General features: G+C 52.8%; 24 protein-coding genes and 1 pseudogene. 21 read left to right on the forward strand and 4 right to left on the reverse strand.

Translation table 11 applies throughout. The features are described from left to right. Positions 1–146: 146 nt before the first annotated feature. On the forward strand, positions 147–635 hold the full coding sequence (locus PLUT_RS11450; RefSeq protein ID WP_011357589.1) for a KilA-N domain-containing protein: 489 nt from the start codon (positions 147–149) through the stop codon (positions 633–635). Here PLUT_RS11450 and PLUT_RS04445 read toward each other — a convergent pair. Further along, positions 604–906 carry a helix-turn-helix domain-containing protein gene (locus PLUT_RS04445; RefSeq protein WP_011357590.1) on the reverse strand — a complete coding sequence of 101 codons (303 nt, stop codon included), beginning with the start codon at positions 904–906 and terminating at the stop codon, positions 604–606. The genes PLUT_RS11450 and PLUT_RS04445 overlap by 32 nt on opposite strands. Continuing rightward, positions 890–1,279 carry a type II toxin-antitoxin system RelE/ParE family toxin gene (locus tag PLUT_RS04450; protein WP_011357591.1) on the reverse strand — a complete coding sequence of 130 codons (390 nt, stop codon included), beginning with the start codon at positions 1,277–1,279 and terminating at the stop codon, positions 890–892. Before PLUT_RS04450 ends, PLUT_RS04445 begins: the two co-directional genes overlap by 17 nt. A 100-nt stretch (positions 1,280–1,379) precedes the next feature. Here PLUT_RS04450 and PLUT_RS12150 point away from each other — a divergent pair. From PLUT_RS12150 to PLUT_RS04545, 19 genes and pseudogenes are all read left to right on the forward strand, one after another. Then, positions 1,380–2,131: pseudogene (locus PLUT_RS12150) on the forward strand (hypothetical protein); the annotation flags it as partial. Next, positions 2,123–2,485: an SOS response-associated peptidase gene (locus PLUT_RS11845; RefSeq protein ID WP_420825878.1), complete on the forward strand. Its 363-nt coding sequence runs from the start codon at positions 2,123–2,125 to the stop codon at positions 2,483–2,485. The pseudogene PLUT_RS12150 and the gene PLUT_RS11845, both read left to right, overlap by 9 nt. 173 nt (positions 2,486–2,658) lie before the next feature. Beyond that, positions 2,659–3,255, forward strand: a complete 597-nt coding sequence (locus tag PLUT_RS04470; RefSeq protein ID WP_011357593.1) for a recombinase family protein — start codon at positions 2,659–2,661, stop codon at positions 3,253–3,255. A 242-nt stretch (positions 3,256–3,497) separates the two neighbouring features. After that, a complete protein-coding gene (locus PLUT_RS11460; protein WP_081423675.1) occupies positions 3,498–3,668 on the forward strand; it encodes a DUF4372 domain-containing protein in 171 nt (56 codons plus the stop codon). Between the two features lie 22 nt (positions 3,669–3,690). Continuing rightward, the gene (locus PLUT_RS04475; RefSeq protein ID WP_157858139.1) at positions 3,691–4,326 is read left to right on the forward strand and encodes a flavodoxin domain-containing protein; all 636 of its coding nucleotides are present in this window, start codon (positions 3,691–3,693) and stop codon (positions 4,324–4,326) included. Positions 4,327–4,700: 374 nt separating this feature from the next. Next, positions 4,701–5,729 (forward strand): ABC transporter substrate-binding protein, encoded by a 1,029-nt coding sequence (locus PLUT_RS04480; RefSeq protein ID WP_011357595.1) that lies wholly within the window; start codon positions 4,701–4,703, stop codon positions 5,727–5,729. After that, the gene (locus PLUT_RS04485; protein WP_011357596.1) at positions 5,716–7,647 is read left to right on the forward strand and encodes a SpoIIE family protein phosphatase; all 1,932 of its coding nucleotides are present in this window, start codon (positions 5,716–5,718) and stop codon (positions 7,645–7,647) included. Before PLUT_RS04480 ends, PLUT_RS04485 begins: the two co-directional genes overlap by 14 nt. A 79-nt stretch (positions 7,648–7,726) precedes the next feature. Further along, a complete protein-coding gene (locus PLUT_RS12065) occupies positions 7,727–8,509 on the forward strand; it encodes a transporter substrate-binding domain-containing protein (protein ID WP_011357597.1) in 783 nt (260 codons plus the stop codon). Next, positions 8,506–11,478 carry an ABC transporter permease subunit gene (locus PLUT_RS12070; protein ID WP_011357598.1) on the forward strand — a complete coding sequence of 991 codons (2,973 nt, stop codon included), beginning with the start codon at positions 8,506–8,508 and terminating at the stop codon, positions 11,476–11,478. Before PLUT_RS12065 ends, PLUT_RS12070 begins: the two co-directional genes overlap by 4 nt. Continuing rightward, positions 11,475–13,001 (forward strand): ABC transporter substrate-binding protein/permease, encoded by a 1,527-nt coding sequence (locus PLUT_RS04500; RefSeq protein WP_011357599.1) that lies wholly within the window; start codon positions 11,475–11,477, stop codon positions 12,999–13,001. The genes PLUT_RS12070 and PLUT_RS04500 overlap by 4 nt, the downstream gene beginning before the upstream one ends. Then, on the forward strand, positions 12,998–14,089 hold the full coding sequence (locus tag PLUT_RS04505; RefSeq protein ID WP_011357600.1) for an amino acid ABC transporter ATP-binding protein: 1,092 nt from the start codon (positions 12,998–13,000) through the stop codon (positions 14,087–14,089). Before PLUT_RS04500 ends, PLUT_RS04505 begins: the two co-directional genes overlap by 4 nt. 16 nt (positions 14,090–14,105) lie before the next feature. Beyond that, positions 14,106–14,444: an STAS domain-containing protein gene (locus tag PLUT_RS04510; protein WP_011357601.1), complete on the forward strand. Its 339-nt coding sequence runs from the start codon at positions 14,106–14,108 to the stop codon at positions 14,442–14,444. Positions 14,445–14,447: 3 nt separating this feature from the next. Then, the gene (locus PLUT_RS04515; RefSeq protein WP_011357602.1) at positions 14,448–14,879 is read left to right on the forward strand and encodes an ATP-binding protein; all 432 of its coding nucleotides are present in this window, start codon (positions 14,448–14,450) and stop codon (positions 14,877–14,879) included. Beyond that, positions 14,876–16,576, forward strand: coding sequence for a uracil-xanthine permease family protein (locus PLUT_RS04520; RefSeq protein ID WP_011357603.1), 1,701 nt, complete (start codon positions 14,876–14,878; stop codon positions 16,574–16,576). The genes PLUT_RS04515 and PLUT_RS04520 overlap by 4 nt, the downstream gene beginning before the upstream one ends. Before the next feature lie 189 nt (positions 16,577–16,765). Next, positions 16,766–16,987 carry a Nif11-like leader peptide family RiPP precursor gene (locus tag PLUT_RS04525; protein WP_338047159.1) on the forward strand — a complete coding sequence of 74 codons (222 nt, stop codon included), beginning with the start codon at positions 16,766–16,768 and terminating at the stop codon, positions 16,985–16,987. Positions 16,988–17,242: 255 nt separating this feature from the next. Further along, positions 17,243–18,187 carry a hypothetical protein gene (locus PLUT_RS04530; RefSeq protein WP_011357604.1) on the forward strand — a complete coding sequence of 315 codons (945 nt, stop codon included), beginning with the start codon at positions 17,243–17,245 and terminating at the stop codon, positions 18,185–18,187. A gap of 4 nt (positions 18,188–18,191) precedes the next feature. Beyond that, positions 18,192–20,360: a hypothetical protein gene (locus PLUT_RS04535; RefSeq protein WP_011357605.1), complete on the forward strand. Its 2,169-nt coding sequence runs from the start codon at positions 18,192–18,194 to the stop codon at positions 20,358–20,360. 129 nt (positions 20,361–20,489) lie between these two features. After that, complete coding sequence (locus PLUT_RS04540; RefSeq protein WP_011357606.1) at positions 20,490–20,756, forward strand: Nif11-like leader peptide family natural product precursor; 267 nt, start codon at positions 20,490–20,492, stop codon at positions 20,754–20,756. 189 nt (positions 20,757–20,945) lie between these two features. After that, entirely contained in the window at positions 20,946–21,182 is a 237-nt protein-coding gene (locus tag PLUT_RS04545) for a Nif11-like leader peptide family natural product precursor (protein WP_011357607.1), read from the forward strand. A 97-nt stretch (positions 21,183–21,279) separates the two neighbouring features. Here the strand turns inward: PLUT_RS04545 and PLUT_RS11465 are convergent, their stop codons facing one another. Both PLUT_RS11465 and PLUT_RS04555 read right to left on the reverse strand, forming a co-directional pair. After that, positions 21,280–22,116, reverse strand: coding sequence for a reverse transcriptase/maturase family protein (locus PLUT_RS11465; RefSeq protein WP_011357608.1), 837 nt, complete (start codon positions 22,114–22,116; stop codon positions 21,280–21,282). Between the two features lie 43 nt (positions 22,117–22,159). Beyond that, positions 22,160–23,611 (reverse strand): radical SAM/SPASM domain-containing protein, encoded by a 1,452-nt coding sequence (locus PLUT_RS04555; RefSeq protein WP_011357609.1) that lies wholly within the window; start codon positions 23,609–23,611, stop codon positions 22,160–22,162. A gap of 112 nt (positions 23,612–23,723) precedes the next feature. Here PLUT_RS04555 and PLUT_RS04560 point away from each other — a divergent pair, with 112 nt between their 5' ends. After that, entirely contained in the window at positions 23,724–24,842 is a 1,119-nt protein-coding gene (locus PLUT_RS04560; RefSeq protein ID WP_011357610.1) for an NHLP bacteriocin system secretion protein, read from the forward strand. Positions 24,843–24,862: the final 20 nt, after the last annotated feature.

Below are 24,862 nucleotides of genomic sequence, written 5' to 3' on the forward strand. Positions count from 1 at the left end.
GGCATGGACTGACTGGCAGCGGCTTAATGAGTGTGCTTCTGATAGATTGTTACGTGCATAGCATAGGACAGCTTATGTCCTGTCAGAAGAGCTAAAGTATTAACCTGAAGGCCGGCCGGTTGTTGTGGTGCTCTTGATGATCTATCATGGCGAAAAATTCAAAGATAGAGGTTTTGAGTACGGAGATATCAGTTCAAACCAGCCAAAAAGAAGACTATATCTCCCTAACCGATATAGCACGTTACAAGAACCGGGACAGAAGCGATGATCTCGTTCGAAACTGGCTTGGTAATCGCAATACCATTGAATTCCTTGGAATCTGGGAGCGCCTGAACAATCCTGATTTTAAAGGGGTCGAATTCGACTCCTTTGTCCATGAAGCAGGGGCAAATGCATTTACCCTCTCTCCACAGAAATGGATTTCGGCAATGTCTACAATCTCGATGTGGTCATTTCGGTGGGGTACCGGGTTGAGTACACTTACAACAGAATACTCAGGCCGTTGGCGTGTTGTGCCGGAATCAGCTGTAGCGCCCTGGACCGGAACAGGGCGTTATAGCGTGAACGGGGTTTCATGGGGATTGGATGAAGTGTTTTCTCCATTCAGGCAAGAACACCGATACCTTTTCGACTGATCACATCCAGAAGCCGTTTTGCGGCACCGCCGGGATGTTTTTGTCCCTGTTCCCATTGCTGAACGGTCGTTTTCCCCACGCCGATAATAGCCGCGAAGGCCGCCTGGCTTACGTGATTGGAGATTCTGATCTCCCGAATCTCTTCTGGCTTGAATGCCTTTTTCTTTGGAAGGCCGAGGGCTTCCACTTCGCGTAAGGTGACTTCATCCATCGCCCCGACCTCAAACAGGCCTTTTGCCATATCAATTGCTATGTCAAGAATCTCGCTCATTCTCAAATATCTCCATATACTCTTTCTTCAATAATAACTGCCCAAGTTGCTCGCTTGTGGCTTCCAGGAATGCCTGTGCGACGAGTTGGAGGGCTTTTCTCTCTTTGGTGGTTATGTTTGCCTGTTGGTTCTTGCTGAAGGCATAAAGAAATACCACCCGGTTACTGCCCTGCTTTTGGAAGCCAACGAGAACCCGGTATCCGGACCTTTTTCCCTCGCCTTGTCTGGGGATACGCTTCTTGAAGAGTAGGCCGCCAAGGTCAGCTTCCACATTTCCTGCAACCACCTCTTCTGCAACTGCCCATATTGTCGCAGCTGGGACCCGTTCGTCCTTCGTCCAACGGCAGAACCACTTATTTAAGAAAACTCTCATTTGGTCTAATATATCACCAAGTGGTACAGAAAAAAAGTTTCGACGGGATTTTCAAGTGCTTGGCTGCCCGGTATGGATGTATTCAAGTCCGTGCTCGGCGATGGCGTTCCATTCGACCACGATATCGACCTACTCCTTGAGCCAGTCGGAAGCGCGGCGAGGGTTCAACAAGGACGGCGACGGACTGAACGCCATCAAGCTGCTGACACTGTATTCCTTAAAGGATCGTGAGCCCCTGGCAGTCGCCAAGCAACCGGGCAATCTTCCCGACGTCATCTCCATCGAGCATACCCTGAAGCAGCTCAAGTGCTTTTCCTTGAGCGCTCCTTGATCAAAAAAGGGGGCGTGGCGGACAGCTGAAGGTCAGCTTCAACGACAAAGCCATACTCGAAGCAAAGCGATACTTCGGCTATTTCGCGCTTGTCAGCAATCAGGCGATGGACACCTTCACGGCACTGGAGGATTACCGGCGGCGCGAAAAGATAGAGGAGCTTTTTGCCGTGCAGAAGGGTGGCCTTGACGGATCAATGTCACGCACATGGTATACCGACAACTTGCGGCGACGGCAGTTCGCGCAGTTTGTCTCCTTGGGGTATCATTGCTTCCTGACGAAGAAGATCAAGGAACTGCGCCAAGGGCTTCGGAAGAGCGGAAACGGAAAGACCAAGGCGCGTCTGTCGCAGTAAAAAGAAACTGGACAAATGGCATGCAGAGCGTTCACTTGCACAGATTCTGGACTGGTTCGACTGCATTGAGACAACGCACGTGCAGACTGCCATGGGCAGCTGCCGCTGGTCTACCGAGTCAGTCGCCAGAGACAGGCTGTTGCTGGAATATCTGGGTGTGACTTCATTACCTCGTGTACGCATTATCCTACTTTTAGGTTCCTGCATCCGGAGGAAGGACGGGAACCCGATGGCGTTTGCGGGCTTGTGGGACATATGGCAGCCGCCGGACTGGTCTGCGGCGGTGCACTCATGCAACATCATCACCACAGCAGCGAACAGGGAAATGAAGGCCGTGCATGACCGGATGCCGGTCATCCTTGGTCCCGGGCAGTGGAGGGAGTGGCTTGGAGCCGGAACTCCGGGTGCCTTGAAACTGCTTCAGCCTCCTTCTAACGGGAGCCTTGAACTCTATCCGGTGTCAACGAAGGTCAACAACCCGCGATATCAGGGCCATGAATGCATCAAGAGGGCTGAATGAAAAATATGTGAAAGACGATATATCCCTGTGTTCCTGCCATCTCATATAATGGTCGTTTTATGAGACAGCAGGGATGGGGGCAGAAATGCCCCTTTTTTTGGCCCAATCTGTCTTATAAATGCGTACTGTATTTCTATAGTCCAACTACCCATAAAAACAAGCCGTTTTCAAGAATGACCGATACAACACCCAAAACCGAGAGACTGATCGGCTATGCCCGAGTCTCGACGACAGGTCAGGAACTCAACCTGCAGCTTGATGCCCTGAAGCAAGCCGGCATACCTGACAAACTCATCTTCATCGACAAGGCAAGTGGTGCGAAAACGGAACGGCCGGGTCTCGCAGCCTGCATGACGGAACTGCAGGCAGGGGACACCCTCGTCATCTGGCGGCTGGACCGACTCGGCCGATCACTGAAACATCTCATCGAAATCGTCGAAGAGCTGAAGGGCAGGGGAGTAGGGTTCCGCTCAATCAGTGACGGAGGGATCGACACCACCACCGCGTCCGGCGAGATGGTGTTCAACATCTTCGCTACCCTGGCTCAGTTTGAGCGGCGACTTATTCAGGAACGGACTCAGGCGGGGTTGAAAGCAGCAAGATCCAGAGGCAAGAAAGGCGGTCGGCCGAAAATCTCAGCGAATGATCCGAAGGTGCAGATGGCAAAGAAGATGAGCAAGAACCTCAGCATCAGCGTTGGGGAGATCTGTAGCACGCTGAAGATTTCACGTGCGACGTATTACAGGTTTCTGAAGATAAAGGGGGAATAGATAATTCGAGAGCCGGTGCTAACCGGTAGTGCTTTCCTCATAGCCGATGTGCTACAACTGCATGTATGCACTTGAAGATCTGGTGTATTTTGGCTATATAATACCACTAGTGTCCGGTTGTTGAGAAAAAAATCCCTGCAAAGCGTTATAAGAGAATAATATACGGCGACTTTTTCTCGTTACCGATTTCAAATCGCCTGCTATCTTTGATCATTTCATAATTCTCAGCAAAGAAATGATCGATGAATACAGGAAAAACTGTTTTCGCGCAGCTGCTGGAATATTTGCCGCAGCATCAATCCCGCCGGTGCGTTAATCGTTACAAGGGGAATTATAAGGTTCAGTCATTCACGTGTCTTGATCTTACTCGGAAAACCGTATTATTCTTCGCTTCTTTTCATTTGTTGGTCTGAACCACCGAGAAATCTGCAACACATGTCTTATCAGAGCTGTACAAGAAGAGAATTCCTGCTTAAAACCGCTGGGTATGCCTCATTGGCAATCTCCGGATGGATGTTTGGACGACACTTGACAGTTTACGGACAAGAATGCAGACGTTCTACGGCGCTGGTCTATGCAACCAGATACGGTGCCACGAAAGAGTGTGCGGAATGGATTCTTGCCGGGATGGGAGCTCCTGCTGACCTTCTTGATATCGAACGCATATCCTATTCCGATGTCCTTTCTGGATATGATCGCCTTATTATCGGCTCAGGCATATGGGCCAACGGAGTAGATCAGAAAATCTTGGATTTTTTTGAGGCCGGAAGAGGACTTCTTGACGAAAAGCTGCTGGCGACATTTATTGTTTGTGGATCTACCACTGCCACGATCAAAGGGCGGGCACACATTGACGGGTATTTTTCATCGATGCACAAAACATTGAGTAAGAGCCCATCCTGCAGTAGGGCATTTGGTGGTCGACTTATCGTTGAAAAATTGAATGATGAGGATCACAAAGCATTAACTGCATTTTATCGTTCTTTTTTGCAAACAGAGTTGCGTGATTGGGATCGTACGGATCCCAATCAGGCCAGAAGTTTTGGCTCAGCACTTTTCACAAGACTTTGATGTACGGGCTTTTGTAATAATCCTGTTCAGGATACATAAATCTTTCTCATCGCTCATGTTCAAGAAAAACCCCATGCCATGTCACGTAAGGTTGTGTGAGCGCGTTGGGGTGAAATTCCGCGTACGATACTCGACCGGCAACAGAGTCTTTTTTCAAGGCCCTGCAGCTCGACTGGATTTACGCTTAAAAGATTCGTAACAAGGAAAATCTACAGAAGCCCTTGTTTGAGTCTCTCCGCATCTTTTATAACTGGAAGTGGATCCATTCGGCCTTGGGATATCTCCAGCAGACTACTTACGAGTCGATTACAAATCGAGGTCTCTGGCTTTTTAATCCGTACATTTCTTTCTTGCAACTCCAGTCCCTCGGTGCCATGCACGAACGCCAGCGATCAACAGGTTCCTTACTGTTCCAGGCATTCAGCCTGATGGTTGTTGTTGCGCTGCTTTCCCTTGCTGCATATCCCTCCCTGCTCCATGCAGAACCCCCGCTTAAAAAAGCTTCCCTCATTCCTCTCTGGAGCCCGCAGGCACAGTTTGCCGGGTATTATGTTGCCCTTGAAAAAGGGCTGTACCGCCGTTACGGGGTTGAACTGACTATCCTGAACGGAGGCTCGGGCAATTCGCCAGTCGAGGCCCTCCAGAGCGGCAGGGCCGACTATGCGGTGATGTGGCTGACCACGGCGTTGCGGCATCGTGATGCAGGGATACGGCTTGTGAACATAAGTCAGGTTATCCAGCGGTCTTCGATGATGCTGATTTCCAGAAAATCCAGCTGGATTGATTCATTGCAGGGGATGAACGGAAAAAAGGTCGGACTGTGGGACGGAGATTTATCGATTCCACCACTGACGTTGTTTTCCCGCAGGGGCATTACGATCCGTCAGGTACCGCTAACAAATACGGTGAACCTGTTCCTGCGCGGGGGGATTGATGTGACCTCGGCGATGTGGTACAACGAGTATCACGTGATCCTGAACTCAGGGGTGGACGCCGATGAACTCAATGCGGTCTTTCTGAGCGAACAGGGCGTGAACTTCCCGGAAGACGGGATTTACGGGCTTGAAAAGACCGTGAAGGGTGATCCTGCTTTGGCTGCAGCCATTGCGGATGCCTCACGGGAGGGGTGGCAGTATGCGTTCGATCATCCTGAAGAGGCGCTTGATATTGTAATGAAATATATGCTTCGTGCTCATGTACCGGCAAACCGGATGCACCAGAAGTGGATGCTGAACCGGATGCGCGACATTATCATGCCCGGTGCAGCTTTCGGCAAACTGCCGTCCGGAACATTGGATCGGAAGGACTACCATGATGCAGGAAATGCCATGCAGCGTGCAGGGCTGATAGGGGGGTATCCGGACTATGCCGATTTTACCTGGAGACATGATGCGGTTCAGTAAGAGCATTGTCATCCGCATGATTGTGGTGATTACCCTGTGCAGCGCAGGAATTTTCGCCGTAACGCTTGTCGTCAACTATCTGCAATCACGGAGCATGCTTGAAATGGAGCTTGAAAAGAATGCCCGCAATCTGGCATCTTCACTGGCTAACAGGGTGGACGCAGAGCTGGTTTCGGTGGCGAAGGTGACGGAGGGGATGGCACGCTCACTCGATACAGCAGAATATAGTCGAGAGGGGCTTGTTTCTCTGATTGGCAGCATGCTTGATGCCAACCCGTCGGTCTATGGTTCGGCCATTGCATTCGAGCCTTATGCATTCAATAAGCAGGAGCGCCTCTATGCGCCCTACCTGTTCCGTGACGAAGGAGCGGTAAAGGCAATCCGTCTTGATGCCTCCTACCGGTATGTGCCGTACCTTTATCAGGACTGGTACCAGATTCCCGTCGAGCTGCAGGCGCCAGTGTGGAGCGAGCCTTATTTTGACGATGGAGGAGGGAATGCGACCATGGCGACCTGTTCGGTTCCCTTTTATTACTCGAGTGGGGGAAAACAGGATGTTAAGGGTGTGGTATCGGCAGATATCCGGCTTGATTCACTGACCCAGCTGATTTCTTCTGTCAGAATCCTCAAAACCGGCTATGCGATGCTCCTGTCGCGAAACGGCATGGTGCTCACCCATCCTGACAGTTCATTCATCATGAACGAGTCCATTTTCAGCATTGCCGAAGAGCGAAGAGATCCTGTGCTGCGGGAGATGGGAAGAAAGATGATTGGCGGAGAGTCGGGTTTTGTGCACCATTCCCTGACGGACGAGCCGGGCTGGATGTATTATGCTCCGATCCGTTCGACAGGCTGGACTCTGGCTGTTGTTTTTCCTGAAGCGGAACTGTTCGAAAATGTAAGGAGCCTGAGCCTGACTATGGCAGGGATTGGCACTGGCGGACTATTGCTTCTTGCGCTGGTTGTGGCCATGGTCACCCGTTCAATAACCATTCCGATCAGGGCGCTGGCAAGTGCAACGGGGCCGATGGCTTCAGGTAACTTCGATGTGGAACTGCCTGCTGTCCGCTCGAACGATGAAATCGGCATGCTCACCCGTTCGTTCCGCATGATGGGGGAGTCACTGAAAGAGTATATCCGCGACCTGACGGAAACTACGGCACAGAAAGAACGGATACAGAGTGAGCTGCAGATGGCCACCGACATTCAGGCGAGCCTCCTGCCCCGTATCTTCCCGGCATTCCCTGAGCGCCCCGAGTTCGATATCTTTGCATCGATGGATGCGGCCAAAGAGGTCGGTGGAGATTTTTATGATTTCTTTTTCATCGATGACAGTCATCTCTGTTTCCTTATTGCCGATGTTGCAGACAAGGGGGTGCCTGCGGCACTCTACATGATGGTTGCAAAGACGCTTCTGAAGTCGGAGGCGCAGCGGTTGAGAGATCCCGGTGTGATTCTTGAGCATGTGAACAACATCCTTGCCGAAGATAATGAGAGCTGCATGTTCGCTACCGTGTTCTGCGCCATACTCGATACCGCATCAGGGGAGCTGATCTTTTCGAATGCAGGCCACAACCCGCCGCTCCTCGTCGGTTCGGGCGGTGTGCGTTATCTGGACGTGAAGCCGGGATTCCTGCTTGGACCCGTGCCGGATTCCCGGTACGAGACCGAACGCATCACACTGCGCAACGGGGATGTATTCTTCCTCTATACGGACGGGGTCACCGAAGCAAAAAACAGGGAGGATGAACTGTTCGGGGAGCAGCGCCTGCTGGAGATTCTGCAGGGTGATTTCTCCATGGCGGTGGAGGATATGGTCCATGCCGTCCGCTCCAGAGTAACGGAGTTTGCTGAAGGGGCGGCGCAGTCGGACGACATCACGATGGTTTCGCTGCAATACACGGGAAATGGCATATGATGTCCAGCAATCGATGCCCCGCTGATTATAAGTAAAGCTGACAGCAATAATAAACGAATCCACCCGTAATCAAGACACCATGAATAAATTACGACCTTCAGTATTGGTGATTGTGCTCTTCTCCCTCTTCATTGTGCTTGGCGGATGCAGCCAGCGGGAGAAAATCACTGCACTGCAGCAGCTGTCAGGAAAAGAGTTCGCCGTTCCTACCGGAACTGTTGCCGACAAGCTGGTGCTCTCAAAACTGCCCGATGCACGGTTCCAGTACTATAACACCGTTATGGACGGGGCTCTTGCCGTGAAAACGGGGAAGGCGGATGCGCTGGCATATGATGAGCCCATCCTGAAAAACATTGCCGCAAAGGTCGATGGGCTTGTCATTCTCAAAGAGATGATCACGGTCGACCAGTATGGTTTTGCTGTCCGTAAAGATGACGCCCCGCTCAAGCAGGCCATCGACAGGACGCTGGGCCAGCTGAAGACGGGCGGGACCGGCACGGAGATGCTGCGGCGCTGGTTTCCTGTATCCGGAAGTCCGGCTCCGATGCCCGAAATCGCCTCAAGCGGTGACAACGGAATATTGCGCCTCGGCACTTCAAGCGTGACTGAGCCTTTTTCATTTGTTGATGGCAGCGGGATGGTTGTCGGGTATGACATCGAGCTTGCCCGGCGTGTAGCTGCGGGGCTCAGCCAGAAGCTTGAGGTCGTGAACATGGACTTCGGCGCGCTGATCCCGGCCCTGATGTCCGGCAAGGTAGACATGATTGCAGCCTGCATCACCATTACCGAAGAGCGCTCAGAAAAGGTACTCTTTTCAGAGCCTTATTATACGGGCGGAATCGCCGCAATGGTGGCTCAATGAAGGGGCGCATGCATAGATGGTTTCCGGTCCTTTTTATCCTTGCCCTGCTTTCCGGCTGCGGCAAAGATGCGCAGGAGATCCGCTCGATTGAGGATGCCCGCAACGCAAGGATTGGAGTGATGACCGGTTCGACCGGCGAAGAGCTGGCGCTGCAGATGTTTCCTGACGCCGATATCAAGAGTTTCGATGACGTCATGGACGCCGTCACCGCGATGATGTCCGGCAAGCTGGATGCAATCGTCACAGCCTATCCCACGGCGCTGCAGGTAACCAAGAAGCATACTGCATTCCGTGTCCTCGAAGAACCGCTCCGCAACGAGAATACATGCATTGCCCTGAGGAAAGGCAATCCGGCACTCCTCACTACCCTGAACGGCATCATCGATTCGCTCCACCAGGATGGTACGCTTGCCGACATGCGCAGGCGGTGGTTTAAAAATGACCTGTCCCCATACGAGGAACGCACGCTTGAGGTGCCGACGAAGGGGGAGGTACTTAAAATAGGTGTCACCGCCACAAGGGAGCCGATGTCGTTCATGGACAGGGATGCAGAGGTCAGCGGATTCGACGGAGAACTGGCACGCATCATCGGCCGGGTTCTCCGCCGGCCGGTAGAGTTCCATAACATGAAGTTCATGGGGCTTATTCCTGCTCTTCAGTCTGCAAAGATCGATCTGGTGATTACCGGTATGACGGCCACGGCTGAGCGGAAGCGATCGGTTGATTTCACAAAGACCTATTTCGAGAACGCCCAGGTTATGCTGGTCAAGACCGCAGCTCCCCACGGTGATGGCAAGGTAAGGGTACTGAAGGATATCGACGGGAAACGGGTTGCGGTGCTGTCGGGTTCTGCCGGAGACCTTGCCGCGCGCCGCCGGTTCCGCGATTCAGAGTTCCTTGTGATGGAAAATGCAGCCGATGCTGCCGTTGCCCTGAACACCCGAAAGGCAGATGCATTTATCTATGACAGGAGCGTGCTCGAGAATATTGCCCGACAAGAGCCGGGGCTTGTGATTCTTGGAGAACCGGTGGCGAAGCTTGAGGTTGCCGCAGCCCTCAAGAAGGGTAATACGGCGCTTGCTTCGGAGTTGAACGAGGCGATTGGGGCGTTCACAGAAGACGGCACTCTTGCCATACTTAGAAAGAAATGGATCGACGGGGATGGCGGCTCCCTTCAGGAATCGAATGCAGGCGGGAGGAAAGGCGAAGCAGAGCTTCGGATGGGGACCTGCGCTGCCCTGGCTCCATTCTCCTATCATGCGAATGGAGAAATCACGGGACTTGACATTGAGCTGGCCAGGATGATCGGCAATCGGCTCCAGAAAAAAATCACGCTTGTCGACATGCCGTTCGGAGCCCTGATTCCGGCACTGCAGGCGGGCAAGATTGATTTTGCCCTTTCTAACTTCAATGTCACCGAAGAGCGAAAGAAGCTGATCCTGTTCTCGAGGCCCTATCTTCAGAATGACATTTCCGCGCTTGTGCTCCGTTCAGCCGCTGCTCCCGCGGCACCGGTTTCGGAGGGGGCATCACTTTCAGCTCCTGATCTGAACGGCACGCGGGTTGCCGTGCTGCTTGGTTCCACGCATGACACCTATGCACTCAGTCACTACCCGAACGCAACGCTCCTGCAGTACAAGACCCCATCCGACATCATTCTGGCCGTCAAGAGCGGCAAGGTGGACGCGGGCATATACACAACCGAGACCCTCCGGGAGATTTTCAGGGCAGACCCGTCCCTTGAGCTCAAGGGCGGGGTCCTGTTCTCCGTACCCGTGGCCATGGGGTTCAATAAGCAGAATGACAGCCTTCGGGAGCAATTCAATGTCTTTCTTCAAGACATCCGTCAAAACGGTGTCTATCGGGATATGGTCGACCGCTGGATCACCCGGGGTGAGGATGCAATGCCCTCCATTTCCGGCACAAGGGCCAATGGCGTCCTGAGGGTCGGGGTTGTCAGCGACAAGGGGCTTCCGTTCATGATTGTCAAAAACAACCGCCTGGTAGGGTTTGACGAGGAGCTCGCAGAACGGTTTGCCGCATATCTCGGCAAGGAGATCAAGACAAGTGATATGGATTTCGGCAACTTGATCGCAGCTGCGGCCACGAACAAGATTGACATGATTGCCAGCACGCTCATGATTACCCCGGAACGGGCACTCCAGATCAGTTTTTCTGATCCATATTATGAGATTGGGGCAAGCGCTTTCGTCATGAAGACGGGGGAGGCTGAGGCTGTCGCTGGAAACGACGCTCCGGGTGCTGCATACTCCTTCATTCAGCCCATTGTGGACGGATTCCAGAATAATATCATAAAGGAAAACCGCTGGAAACTGATTCTCAGCGGACTGAGAGTCACCGTAATCATTTCGGTGCTTTCAGCTCTGTTCGGCACGGTGCTCGGGGCGGGTGTATGCGCCATGCGCATGTCATCGGCCAAAACCTTGAAGACGCTGGCATCGGTGTTCATTTCCCTGCTTCGGGGAACGCCTGTATTGGTGCTGTTGATGCTGATTTTTTATGTCGTGTTCGCATCGGTCTCCATTGATCCTGTGGCTGTTGCCGTCATTGCCTTCGGGCTGAATTTTGCAGCCTATGTGGCCGAAATTTTCCGGAGCGGTGTGGAGAGCATCGACAATGGGCAGCGTGAGGCGGGGATTTCCATGGGGTTCACCCGGCTTCGTACCTTCCTGCTCATCATCCTTCCTCAGACCATCCAGCGCATCCTGCCGGTGTACAAGGGCGAGTTCCTTTCGCTCGTTAAAATGACCTCGATCGTCGGATACATCGCTGTCGAGGACCTCACGAAAGCAGGCGACATCATCCGGAGCAGGACTTTCGATGCATTCTTTCCCCTCATCATGGTAGCAATACTGTACTTTTCAATTTCCTGGCTGCTGTTGCAGTCGATGGCATATCTTGAACGAAGGACGGATCCGAAATTCAAACGGATAAAGACAGCGGTATGAGAAAGCTGGCCATGATATCCGCACTTCTTTTCGTTGCAGCGTCGCTGGTAGTCGGAACATCTTTAAACGGCGCAACCCTCCGCTCACCCGATGACCTCAGGCTTGGGCGGATAGGGGTCCTTCAGGGGACCATCCATGAGCGCTATGCCATGAAAGCCTGGCCTGAGGCGACGATACTCCAGTACCAGTCTCCGTCTGATCTCTTGCTGGCGGTGAAGTCTGGAAAGGCAGACGCTGCCATTTACAGTGATGACGAACTCATGGTGATGCTACGCCAGAACGGTGACCTTGCCGTTCTGGGGGATGAGCTGCTTGCAACCCCGCTCGGCATGGGGTTCCGCTACGAACAGACTGAACTGCGCAGCGCATTCAACAATTTCCTCCGGGACATCATGGCTGACGGGCGGCAGGACGCGATGGTCCGCTACTGGATGAAGGACGGCGGAACCCGGATGCCGGCGATTGCAGCATCGGCAGAGAACGAAGTGCTCAGGGTTGGTATTCTCAGCGATAACGGTATGCCGTTCTGCGCACTTATCGATAACCGGCTTACCGGATACTCCATTGAACTGCTCGACAGGTTCGGGCTGTACACAGGGCGGAAGATTACCTATGTGAATATCGAGTTCGGGAGCATGATAGCCGCTCTTGCAAGCCGAAAAATCGACATGATCGGCGCCGTGATGGCAATTACCCCTGAGCGGCGCAAAAAGGTTGCTTTTTCCGACCCTTACTATGCACAGGGAGCCCACCTCTTTGCCCTGAAAAAGAACATTGCATCATTACCTCAACCCTCGACAGCCGGCAGTGTAAAGGATGGGGAGTCTTTCCTTGCGGGGATTGCCGAAAGTTTCCGGAGCAACATCCTGCTGGAGAACCGCTGGCAGCTCATCCTTGAGGGGTTCCGGACAACCCTTGTCATTTCCGTGTTTTCCGCACTGCTTGGAACCCTCTTCGGCGCCCTGGTCTGTTTTATGAGAATGTCACGCCTCAACATCCTGAGGGTGTCGGCCGGAGTTTTCATCTCGCTGCTTCGCGGCACGCCGGTGCTGGTGCTCCTGATGCTGGTATTCTATGTGGTCTTTGCCTCCGTCAACATCGACCCGGTGCTGGTGGCAGTCATCGCCTTCGGACTGAACTTTGCAGCCTACTCTGCGGAAATCTTCCGGGCCGGCATTGAGGGTATCGACAGGGGGCAGACCGAGGCGGGTATCGCGATGGGCTTTACCGGGCCGGCAACGTTTTACTTCATTGTTCTGCCGCAGACCCTGCAGCGCATCCTGCCGGTCTACAAAGGGGAGTTCATTTCATTGGTGAAAATGACCTCGATTGTGGGCTATATCGCGGTGCAGGATCTGACGAAAGCTGGAGATATCATCCGAAGCCGTACCTTCGATGCCTTTTTCCCGCTCATTATGGTAGCGGCATTATATTTCTTTCTCTCATGGGCTCTCATGCGCATGCTTGAATACCTTGAAGGCATGATGGCCCCAAAACACCGGAACCGAACCGTTGCAGCATGATACAGATCAAGCATCTTTCCAAGAAGTTCGGGGCACTTGAAGTACTCCGCGATGTAAGCATCACCGTCCGGAAAGGAGAAGTGATTTCAATCATCGGCCCCTCCGGTACGGGAAAAAGCACATTCCTGCGATGCATCAACCTGCTTGATCGTCCGAGTGGAGGGTCGATTGTCATCAATGGAGTCGATATTCTTGATCCCAAAGCCGATGTACCGGCCATCCGCAGGAAGATGAACATGGTGTTCCAGTCCTTTAACCTGTATCAGCATCTTTCCGTGATGGACAACCTGACCCTCGGTCCTGTGAAGCTGTTGCAGACCGGCAGGCAGGATGCGGAGAAAAAGGCGCTCGAGCTGCTCAAGCTTGTAGGGCTTGCTGAAAAGGCTGACAGTTTTCCCGATGAGCTGTCCGGAGGCCAGAAACAGCGTGTAGCCATTGCCCGCTGCCTGGCGATGGAGCCATCAATCATTCTGTTCGACGAGCCGACCTCTGCACTTGATCCTACCATGGTAAGCGAGGTGCTGGCTGTCATCCGCCGTCTGGCCCGGGACGGTATGACCATGCTCATCGTTACCCATGAAATGAAGTTTGCAAGGGATGTGTCCAGCAGGGTGCTCTATATGGACGAGGGTGTGATTTATGAGGAGGGGCCCCCTGAGCAGATCTTTGACAACCCCCAGAAGGAGAGGACGAAAATCTTCATCAATCGGGTGAGGAGCTTCAACTACCGGATTGCTTCCCCCGATTACGATCTATATGCCATGAATGCGGAAATTGAGCTGTTCTGTGAAAAGCAGATCCTTCCGCTGAAGTCCCGACAGAGTCTGCAGCTGCTCGTCGAAGAGGTCTTGCAGATATGCGCAGATACCCTGCGCTCCACGGCGATCGAGCTGGCCATAACCCATTCGGAAAAGACCGGGGAGATAAAGCTTCTGGTCGAGAGCGGAGGAGCAGAGGAGAACATCCTTGAATCGGCAGCCCTGCCGGACGAACTGGGCCTGACGATCATCCGCAATCTTACCCGGAGCATTGCATACAAGCGGGATGGTGGTCAAAACAGGCTCACATTGATCTTAAAAGAACAATAAATGAAAGGTGGTCAAAATGGAATTCCAGATACAAAAAGAAACGGCGGCAACGGTTGTTGCTGTCATCGGCAGGATGGACGCCGTAACGGCTCCCGAGTATGAAAAAAAACTTGCCGGGATGATGGACGAAGGGGAAAAAAATTTCATCATTGATTTCGGCAAGCTCGACTATATCAGCAGTGCCGGTTTGAGGGCTTTGCTCATGACTGGCAAAAGAGTCAAAAACCTCGGGGGTCTTATGCTGCTTGCCAATATTGGCGGTGCAGTCAAGGACGTGTTTGCGATCTCCGGTTTCGGAACAATCTTTCCAATGCACGATACCGTGCAGAGTGCGCTTGGCGCAGCTGAAGAGTAGACGATGATGCCGGAAGAACGGATAAGGGTTGATGCGAAGCTTGACCGGCTTGAGGAGATAATCGGTTTCGTGGAGGACTGTGCCGATCGGTTCAGGCTGGAAGACTCCCGGAAATTCGGGCTGAACATTGCCGTTGAAGAGGCTGTTGTCAATATCTGCAGTTATGCATACCCTGATACTGAAGGCATGCTTGATGTGGCTTGCAGGGTTACGGATGAGTCACTCGTGATTGAACTGTCCGATTCAGGTATCCCTTTCAACATCCTTACGCTTCCTGACCCTGAAACAGATGCTGCGATAGAGGATCGGGAAATCGGAGGCCTTGGCGGCTATTTCATCCGGCAGTTCAGCGATGCTGTCAGTTATACACGAAGGGATGGAATGAATGTTCTGACCCTTTTGTTCCGGCGTGGAGCATCAATAGAGCTGCCATGAACACAAAACCACCCAATCTGACCTATGGCCTTGAGGACACCCCGCCTTTTCCGGTGAATGTTCTGCTCGGCTTTCAGCACGCGGCCCTTGCCCTGGTGTTCATTGTCTATCCTCTCATGCTGGTTTCAGAGGTTCACGGCACTAAAAGCGAAGCCGAAGGGATTGTTACCGCTACCATCCTGGCCATGGCTATCGGGACTTTCCTCCAGTCCCTGGGCAACAAGGGGATGGGTAGCGGGTTCCTTGCCGTCCAGATTGCCAGCCCGGTCTATCTGCCGGCAGCCATCATGGCAGTCCATGCCGGCGGCTTGGGTCTTGCCTGCGGTATGACCATTATCGGGGGAATGTTCAGCATGATGCTGTCTCGTTACCTGAAATATCTCCGACCTATGTTTCCTGCCGAAGTGTGTGGCGTCGGAGTAATGATGCTCGGCGTATCGATGATCGGTCCCGGAGTCGAGCGTGTGATCGGGGGCTCCTCAGTCCCCGATGCCGGCTCCATGATGGTAGCATTCACTACCATATCACTTATGGTCGGGTTGAGTATTTGGTCGAAAGGGCAGCTGCGGCTCTACTCTGCCGTAATCGGCCTGCTGGCCGGCTATGCGGTAGCACTATGGTCAGGCCTCACTGAACCCCAAAGCGTGAACGACCTCTTTGTCGACGGAGTCCTGACCGTTCCGGTCATTCACCTTCCTGCACTTAGTTTTGATTGGGTCCTACTGGTCCCGTTCGCAATAATCGCGATGGTCTCATCACTTGACACGATTGCATGCATCATCACCTGCCAGAAAATAAACGAACCTCATTGGGTGCGGGCGGGGATGAAGTCCATCAGCGATGGAGTGTTGGCCGATGGCCTGGCAACCCTCATCGGTGGCGTTCTGGGTACCATCGGCAGCAATGTCTCTTCATCCCATATTGCCCTATCATCCGCTACTGGGGCAACATCAAGAAAAATCGCCCGATTGGCGGCGTTGCTCCTGCTGCTGGCGGCTTTTTTGCCCCCTATTACGAAACTCCTTGCAAATATCCCCGCACCTGTTATTGGTGCGGTTCTGATGTATGCGGCCGCATTCCTCATCGCTTCGGGGATGGAGCTCATTGTGTCACGGATGCTTGATACGAGAAGGATATTCATGATCGGCTTTTCCATCATCATTGGCATTGCTTCAATCCAGATGGCGGATGTTATCCATCAGCTGCCGCCCACTATTTCCAGCATTGCCGGATCACCCTTTGCTATAGCATCGCTCTCGGCAATCATCCTTAATCTTCTCTTCCGGATCGGCACAACCCTCAATGCCTCATTCGCCATGGAGCCCCGACTTGAAAGCATTGCCTCCGCGCTGGAGTTTCTGGAAAGCAGGGGGGCCTCATGGGGCGCTCGGCGCGAGGTGATCCGAAAGGCTGAAAATGCCGTCAACGAAGCGCTGGAATCGCTTATCATGATGGGTTACGCAGAAGGTCGGCTTGAACTGCAGGTGCGTTTCAGCGAGTATCATCTTGATGCAGTGCTTCTCTATCAGGGAAAGCCGTTTGTGTTTTCAGGAGTAGCGCATCAACCATCACAGATTGATAATGGTGATGAGGCGCTCATGCGCTTTGCTGCAGCTCTCATAGGACAATATGCCGACAGCATGACAACCGATATGCAAAACGGGGAGCAACGCATTTCCATGCGCTTCGAACATTGAACACAGAAGAGCAATGAGAATCCTGATGAAAACAGTTCAGATGCCTGAACATCATGGGTTGGAGATTATCGGTAACCTTACCGAAAGACATTGATCACCCCAATGATCGGGACGGGCTGCTTAACAAGAATTTTACTATCACTTAAATCAAAGGAGGGAAACATGTCCGTAGAGCAGGCATAAGCATTCATCAAGAGGATGAAGACAGATGATGCGTTTCGTGAAAAAATCTTGGCAGTTGAGGATATCGCTGGAAAGATTGCTTTCATCAAGAGCGAAGGCTTTGATTGTACAGGTGAAGAGGTAGACGAGGTGATGCTTGGGGAAGGCCTCGAGTTTGTCACGGGTGGAGGGCTACGCGAATTGTGGGAGGCGTTTTTAGAACGCGTGACGCGTAATGCTAATTGTTGATAAATTTGAACTTAGATTAAGGGTATAAGCCCAGTGTTTTTTTTGCATCATTTCTGTGTTGCCAGATCGTCCACTGCAGTACAGGCAAAACGGTACCAACTGGTCATGTACCATATAGAGTGTTAGTGTGGGCTGGTTACGTTCCAAGATGCAGTGGGCACTTCTTCCCAAACTTTTTGTCTATAGGATGGGGTCCACTTAAGGTGCTTGACCTCCTGCCTGAATCCCGTATGACACTTTAACCCCCTTCATCCCATGCCTCTGGATATCAAAGCGGTTCTTCGCAAATATTTTTATTTGCTGCCGGTAGTCTTTTTTCTTACAGGGCTTGCAACGCTCTATTACATCCAGACTGTATTGAGCGAACAGGATGCGGTAACAGAAATCTCGCTTAATCTTAAAGATGTCGAAGGCTGGATTGATCACAACGAATCAGCGCTGAAACTTCTGCAGGAAGAGTCGGACGAGCAGTCCATCGCAAAGGCACATGCTTTTGCCTACATGATCAACTTGAAGCCAGCTATACTCCATACTCCCGCAGAGCTCGATCGCATTAGAAGTATTCTCAACGTAGACGAGCTTCATGTCGCCAACAGCCGGGGGATACTGATCGCGTCCACCATTCCTGACTATGTCGGGTATCGGTATGAGTCCGATCCCCAATCCTCGGCATTTATGCTGGCCATTGATTATCCTGAATTTGCTTATGCCCAGCCACTCATGCCAAAAGGAGCCGATAAGAGCATCTTCCAGTACACCGGCGTTGCCCGTCTTGACGAAAAAGGAATCGTTCAGACAGGAAATCAGCCTAAGCGCCTGTTGAAAGCTATGGCTGCTACCGATATTCGCGAGCTGTTGACAGATGTCAGATTGGGGAAATCGGGTAAATTGCTTGTCACTGATCTGGACGGGGTTATTCTGAGCGCCAGTGACCGGTCAAGCATCGGCAAGGAATTGCATGAATTTGGCTTTCAACGGCATGAGATAAATGGAACAGAGGGGAAGTTCCATACGGCAATAGCGGGGAGGCGCAGCTATTGCGTCTATAGGGTAGCGGGCGACCATATTATTATCGGATTACTGCCGACAAGCGAAATATATGCAGAGCGGAACATAGCGTTATTGGTCTTTTCAATCACAGGCCTCTTGACCCTCATTCTTCCCGTATGGGCGCTCAATCGGAAATACACGTCTCGATAATACCATGCTCAGACAGAAGAATATCTCTGGTGTACGCTCAAACAAAATGATCAGGCGCCTGCTGGCCTTGATAATCGCCGTTGCGTTTATTCTGCTTGCCTTGCTTGCTGGTGAGCTCATCATCAAGCGGTATAACAACCATAAAGCAATCGAAACAAAGGCCATCAACGGGACCATGGCCGATGCGAGGCGTATCGGCATGTATGCCCGGATGATCGAAGATGTTGCCTTAGACATCGAATCGCTGTTGGCTACCTCGCCAGCTGATACGCTTGATACAAAAGGGCTGATTGAACTTGTATTTCGCCACCAAGTGACGAATCCATGGCACTGCACGATAACAATGCAGTTGAATGAACAGGGGAATGCATTCAAGGCGCAATTACAGAGGCCCGACGTCCGCAAAAGCCTCGATTGCCTTCATATACATATTGTCGAGGCCCCATCGGTTCACTTGCAGCAAGCAGACAGCGGTGAACCCAAACCGCTTAATGGGTGGCAACCGGCCCGATGGAGCCACGAAGAGCATGCCGAAATGGTGGCATTTCAAAAGGTATTGCGCTCGAAAGGACCCGCTGGGGTTGACATCCCCATCGGCCTGCTCTCAATCCGGATGAATCTCAGCCAGCTCAACCAGGTGTTGAATCACCGGGATATGGGCAGTTATGGCTATCGGTTCCTTTTGCAGCCGGATGGACTCACCATCAACCATCCAAACAAAGAGCTGCTGCTTACACCGTTCAATTTTCTGGAACACGCCAGCAACTTCTACTCTTTCGTCAATCAGAATAAGATTCAGCAGGCGTTTTCTGAGCATGAGCCGGTAACCGTTGTCGCCGAAAACATTCTTTCAAATCAGTCGTCACTGATCCGGCTGGAGCCAGTGCCTGAAACGGGATGGTTTACGGGCATTACGCTTGTAAGGCAGGAGTTGGCAATCCCCGACAGCCACCTGAAACGGCACTACTTCAATGTCCTCACTGCTACAATTGTCCTGTTGCTGCTTTCCGGAGCCTACTTCTTCATGTATACCATGAAGCGTTCTGACATAGCCATGCTAAAAGACTTTGCGTGGTTCAGTTCTGCAGTGTTCTTGATAGGGTTGGTCAGCTTATGGCTGCTGCAGATCAATAAAGGCCATGAGTCCCCTTATGCGGACCAATGCATCACCACGATGCCGCAGATTGAGCAGTACATGAAGGCACAGACAGAAAGTGCTTGCGATAATGAGCAACCACGCCCGCAGTTCATCCAGGTTGGTGCTCTGATCCGTTCGGCCCGGCTGTCGGAGTCTCTGGAAACCGTTGATCTCTACGGAATCATATGGGAGAGAATCCCAAAAGGCATCGATATTGATATAAACAGTGGGGTCAGGTTCCCGGACGAAATCGAGAGCACATTGCAAGAAGAATACCGTATTGATGAAGGATCATCAACAATTATAGGCTGGTCGTTCAAAACCAAAATCCGGCAAAACTTTAAAACCAGCATCTATCCCTTTGATCAGCTCAATATCCGCCTGAGAATCCGGCCTCCGCATGACTTTTCATCGATTATCTTTGTGCCGGATATTGAGTCCTACAAGATTATATCCCCCTCTTCATGTACACTGGTGGCAGATAATTTCCACATCCCCGGATGGCGGATTAATAGTACCTATTATAATTTGCATGAAAACTCTTATAACATTGATTACGGATTACGAGCAACAAATGCCGACCGTCATATTAAGGATGTCCTGCTGAACATGACCTTCAACCGGGACTGGGTAGGAAGTTTCGTCGCGGTCCTGATTCCGATTTTTGTCATTCTGGGGATTCTCTATTCGAGTATTCACATGATTACCAATGATGCCGAAACCCGAAAACTGTTCAACTTTGATGGCATGCGTACCTCGGTGATTGGTTCGACCTTTACACTGTTTCTTGTTTTCGCAATCCAGAACTTGAGAGGAAAACTCATTCCTGATGAGATCCTGTATGTTGAAAAAATCTATTTCATAATCTACTTCGCAATTCTGGCAAATATTGCTGTATCCATTGCCATCACGGAACAGCGGAATTGCGTTTTCATTAGATATTGTCACGGATTGTTTTTCCGTTACATCTACTGGCCGTTCTATCTCGGAGTTCTCTACGTATTATCGCTCTTCAGTTTTTACTTCATATCCTAAAAGTAGGATAATGCGTATACGAGGTCATGACGTCACACCCAGATATTTCAGAAACAGCCGAGCCAGTCTTTTGCGACTGACTCGGCAGACAATTCCAATTCCATATAACGTTAGACCAAGGAGACCCTCATGTCAGTAGAACAGGCAAAAGCGTTCATCGAGAAGATGAAGACGGACGAAGCATTCCATGAAAAGATTATGGCAATCGAAACGCCGGAAGAAAGATTGAATGCCATCGAAGAAGCAGGATTCGAATGCACCGCTGAGGAAATTAACGAGGCGGGTGTGGACGTTGCCGTAGAGATCGGAGGGGGGCTGACGAAAGAAGAAGAGTGGTATATAAAAAATTGCAAGAATTATTTTAACACCCAAGGTTGTGGGTCTTACGGGAAATAGCGATAAGCGGGTCAATGCCTGCTGCCTCGCAGGCATTGACATTGGCTGCAGTGTAGTAGCCGGTATCGGCGATCACCTGCGTGACCTTGCCCTGACTTCATACACAAATCGCCGTAAACGCAGCAATGACGGGGTGGTGCCTTGGCATTTAGGCACTACATTTCCCTAAACGAACAAGTATCCCTCATCATGACTGTAGAACAGGCAAAAGCGTTCATCGAGAAGATGAAGACGGACGAAATGTTCCGAGAAAAGATCATGGCTAGTGAAGCGCCGGAGAATCGGCTGAAAGCCATTGGTGCAGAAAGATTCGAGTGCACCGGAGAAGAGATTGAGGATGTTGAGAGCGACGTGGTACAGGGAGCGGCGGGTGGGCGGGTGGGTACTAGCAATATAGCGGGCGCCGACGGATGGGGGGCAATGTGAAGTGAACTGTCCACACCTCCGTAACCCCCATCCTTGGGGTATCTTCTCTGCCCGCCTTACCTGTGCGATGCCGGAGCTATCATAAACCGCTCCGGCATCAGGTACGAATGGTGGCTCCTGAGATGTGGAGGTGTTTCAGGACATAGACCCAGTATCTGGTTACGCCGCCTTTGGTGGTTGCCAGTTCGTCCAAACCCCCGAGGAGCCAGCGGTGCCAACGGGTGACGTACTGCCGGAGCCTCATGATCGAGGCTCCATGCTCATAAAGCCGGCGTGCGTGTTCCGTGATGAGGTGCAGGCTCGTTGCCGAGGGGCGGAGTCTGCGGTCGGGGTGAATCTGATAACCGAGGAAGTCAAAGCCGTTTTCAGTTCTGCTGATGAATCGCTTCACCGGGTGCAGGGTCAGTTTGAGGTCGGATTGCACACAATGGACTGTCCGGATGGCGCTTTTGAAGGTATGGCGTGACTTGGCAAGGATGATGAAGTCGTCCATGAACCGCCGGTAGAGGATGCGCCCTTTCCTTTCCTCTTGCTCCATGGCCTTGTCGAGCGGGTGGAGGTAGAGGGCCCCGAGGAGCGGGCTGATGGCCCCGCCGGCCACCATGCCTGTGCCACTCATGCTTTTGTCGGGCAGGTGCAGGTAGTCGGCAACAAGTGCCTGAATGTGCGGGCTCGTACCTGTAGCGGTCAACAGGTCAAGAAGTACCTGGTGGTCGATGGACTCGTAATAGGATGCGATATCGAACTTTGCCGCCCATGGGTAGTGTCTGGCCTGCAGCCTGACGATCCGCACCGCCCGTTTGACGCCACCGCTGCCTTTGACATGCATGCAGGTGCTGCAAAGTGTTGGTTGCAGGGTACGCAGGAGGAGCTGTTTGGCGTTTCGCAGCAGTCTCCCGCTTCGGGCAGACCACCCTGGCAAACCGGTGCCCATCCTTATACCAGAGGTTCCGGAGCGCCAGCACCGGCAGCACCGCCTACTCCTGGCTGGTCAGGCTTTCAAGCGGGTTCTTCGCCGCTTCCGCTTTCTTCTCCGGCTGGACCATGCGGTATCCTTTCTCCATCGACGGGGCGCTGCCCTTGCCGAGCACGGCACTGCAGATCTGGTTGGTGTGCCAGACATCCATGTACAGGTCAAGGTACTGCTCCAGTGACTCCTTCAACGGGGAACAGTAATCAAGGCCGCCTTCGCCGAACTGCTGCACCCGCATCCGCTTGTTGACGCATCCGCCTCCGCAGACCGGGAACACCTTGCACTCCAGGCACTCGCTGTCGCTGTGGGGGTCGGTGCCGATGGTGTAGCGGGTGAGAAGCTCGGGGCTGGTGAGGAACGGCTCCTCATGCACCGAGCCGATGACCATATCCTGTTTTCCGACATCTTCCCAGCATTTGTAGAGTTCGCCTTTCGGGCCGACCACATAGCCCTGATGGCTGGTGGCGATGCAGGTGTTGTGGGCGCCGCTGCCGGGATAGAACCCGCCGCGCGGGGTGATGCCATCCTTCCTGTACCCGTCGAACTGGAAAGTGCTCCAGTCGCTGTTGCAGATGCCGCACTGCTGGTCGTAGTCATGGCCCTCAAAGGTGTTCACGTGACCGGGATAGACGGAGAGGTTCCTGCCCTTGTACCGCCGGAGGAGCTCTTTGTGCAGGGTTACGTATTCATGGCGGTTGGTCTTGTCGACGTTTACGCGCACAGCGCATTGCCCCTTCCATGACGAGTCCATCAGGATGTCGATGTTGTGGAGGATCTGCTCATAGGTGGCCCCGCCGTTGCGGAGCGTGCGGCGCTGGTTGTGGGTCTGTTCGCTGCCGTCGAGGGTGATCTGGACGCTGGTGATCCGGAGGTCGTCGAGCCGCTCGATTTTCGCCTGGTCAAGCAGGTAGCCGTTCGTGATGATGCCGGCATCAGCGTAGTCAGGGAAGGCTTCGATGAACTTTTCGGTAAGGGTCTCGATGACGCTGAAGGCGAGCGTCGGCTCGCCGCCGTACCAGCTTACCGAGAGGTGTCTTGCATCGTTGTGTTTTTTGATGAACGCGATGAGTGCCTCAATCGTCCCATTGTCCATCACGGTGGCGTCACTCTGGCTGTGCTCGAAACAGTACGGGCAGGCGAAGTTGCAGGCGAGCGTCGGGCAGATGGTCAGGCCGACATAGCCTGTGCTGAAGCAGGCTGCGTTGCGCTGGTAGCCAAGCTCCATCAGCTTGAGCTTTTCCTCACTCGGTTCAGCAAGGAATCCGTGCTCTTCGAGGGCGGTGATGAATCCCCCGTCAATCAATGGTTCAGCAGCCGGAAGTCCGTTCCGGAGTGACTGGGCCGCACTTTTGTGCGGTTCGTCGAGCTCGAGCATGATGCCTGTAAGCGTGTTGTGCAGGAACCAGCCGTAGCGTTCGCTGCGGAACAGGGTGTTATAGCGTGACCAGGGTTTCATGGCCTCATGGGGGAAAGGAGATTAACATTTTTTTCAGCCTGTTATATAGTCATAAATTCAGTATTATCACACGGTAATGAACACTTGCCCCGTGCATCCAGACTGACCCCCCATGGCAGTAGAATTCCGTAAGGAAGCCCTCAAAAAGCTCAGTTCGCCCGATGACCTCGACCGCCTGATGCCGGTGACGGACCGCAGGGGGTGGATAGCCCTTGCCGCCGTTGGCGTCTTCATCGCTTCAGCCGTTGCCTGGGGCATACTCGGGGCGATTTCCACCTCGGTCGACGGAAAGGGGATCACCATGGCCACCGGCGCCATCCGCACCATCACGGCCCGTACCGGCGGAGTTGTGTCCGGCTTTACCCTTAAAGGGGGAGAGCCGGTGCAGATTGGGCAGGTCCTTGCCATCATCGAGCAGCCTGAACTCAAGCAGCTGTTCCTTGAAGCGTTCTCCAAGCATGAGTTCCTGGCCTCCCATCAGGAGGAGAAGAGCGAGTTCATCAGGCAGCAGATCATCCTGCAGGAAGACAAGGTCGCAAAACTCAGACGTCTGTATGAAGAGGGGCTGGTTGAAAAGGCCCTCCTGAACGCGACCGAGCGAGACATCATGGATTTGAAGAACAGCCTCTACGCCCTTGATGAAAGCCTTGCTGAAGCAGTCCGCCAGCTTGAAAAGTCCCGGGAAGACTACAAATGGCGTTCCGCCCTCATGGCCCCGTTCAGCGGCATAGTCACCGAAGTGCTTGCCGGAAACGGCGATCAGGTTGCCGCAGGGCAACATATCCTCCAGATCGAACCCATCGGTGAGGGAACGGAAGAGTCTCTCCGCCTTGACCTCTATGTCGCTTCAGGCGATGCCAAGAAAGTCCGTACCGGCATGCTGGCCTATATCTCACCCTCTACCGTCAAGCCTGAGCAGTACGGGTATATCGTCGGCCGTGTTTACTCGGTGAGCGACTATCCCGTCTCTGTGGAAGCCATCGCCACGGACATCAAAAACCAGCAGCTGGCAGCCGATTTCGCAAAGACGAGCCCTCCCTACAAGGTAAAGGTGCAGCTGCTCCGCGACCGGAGCACCCCGAGCGGCTACCGGTGGACATCGGGCAAGGGGGCGAACACGACCATCACCTCCGGCATGCTCTGCGGCGGCAAGATCATAGTGGAGGAGAAACGCCCTGTGGAACTGGTGGTTCCCCTGCTGAAGAAGTTCGTATCCGGCGAAGGCAGCTAACCTCCTAACTTCTCCCATAC

It is taken from the genome of Pelodictyon luteolum DSM 273 (genome assembly GCF_000012485.1).
Taxonomy (GTDB): domain Bacteria; phylum Bacteroidota; class Chlorobiia; order Chlorobiales; family Chlorobiaceae; genus Chlorobium; species Chlorobium luteolum.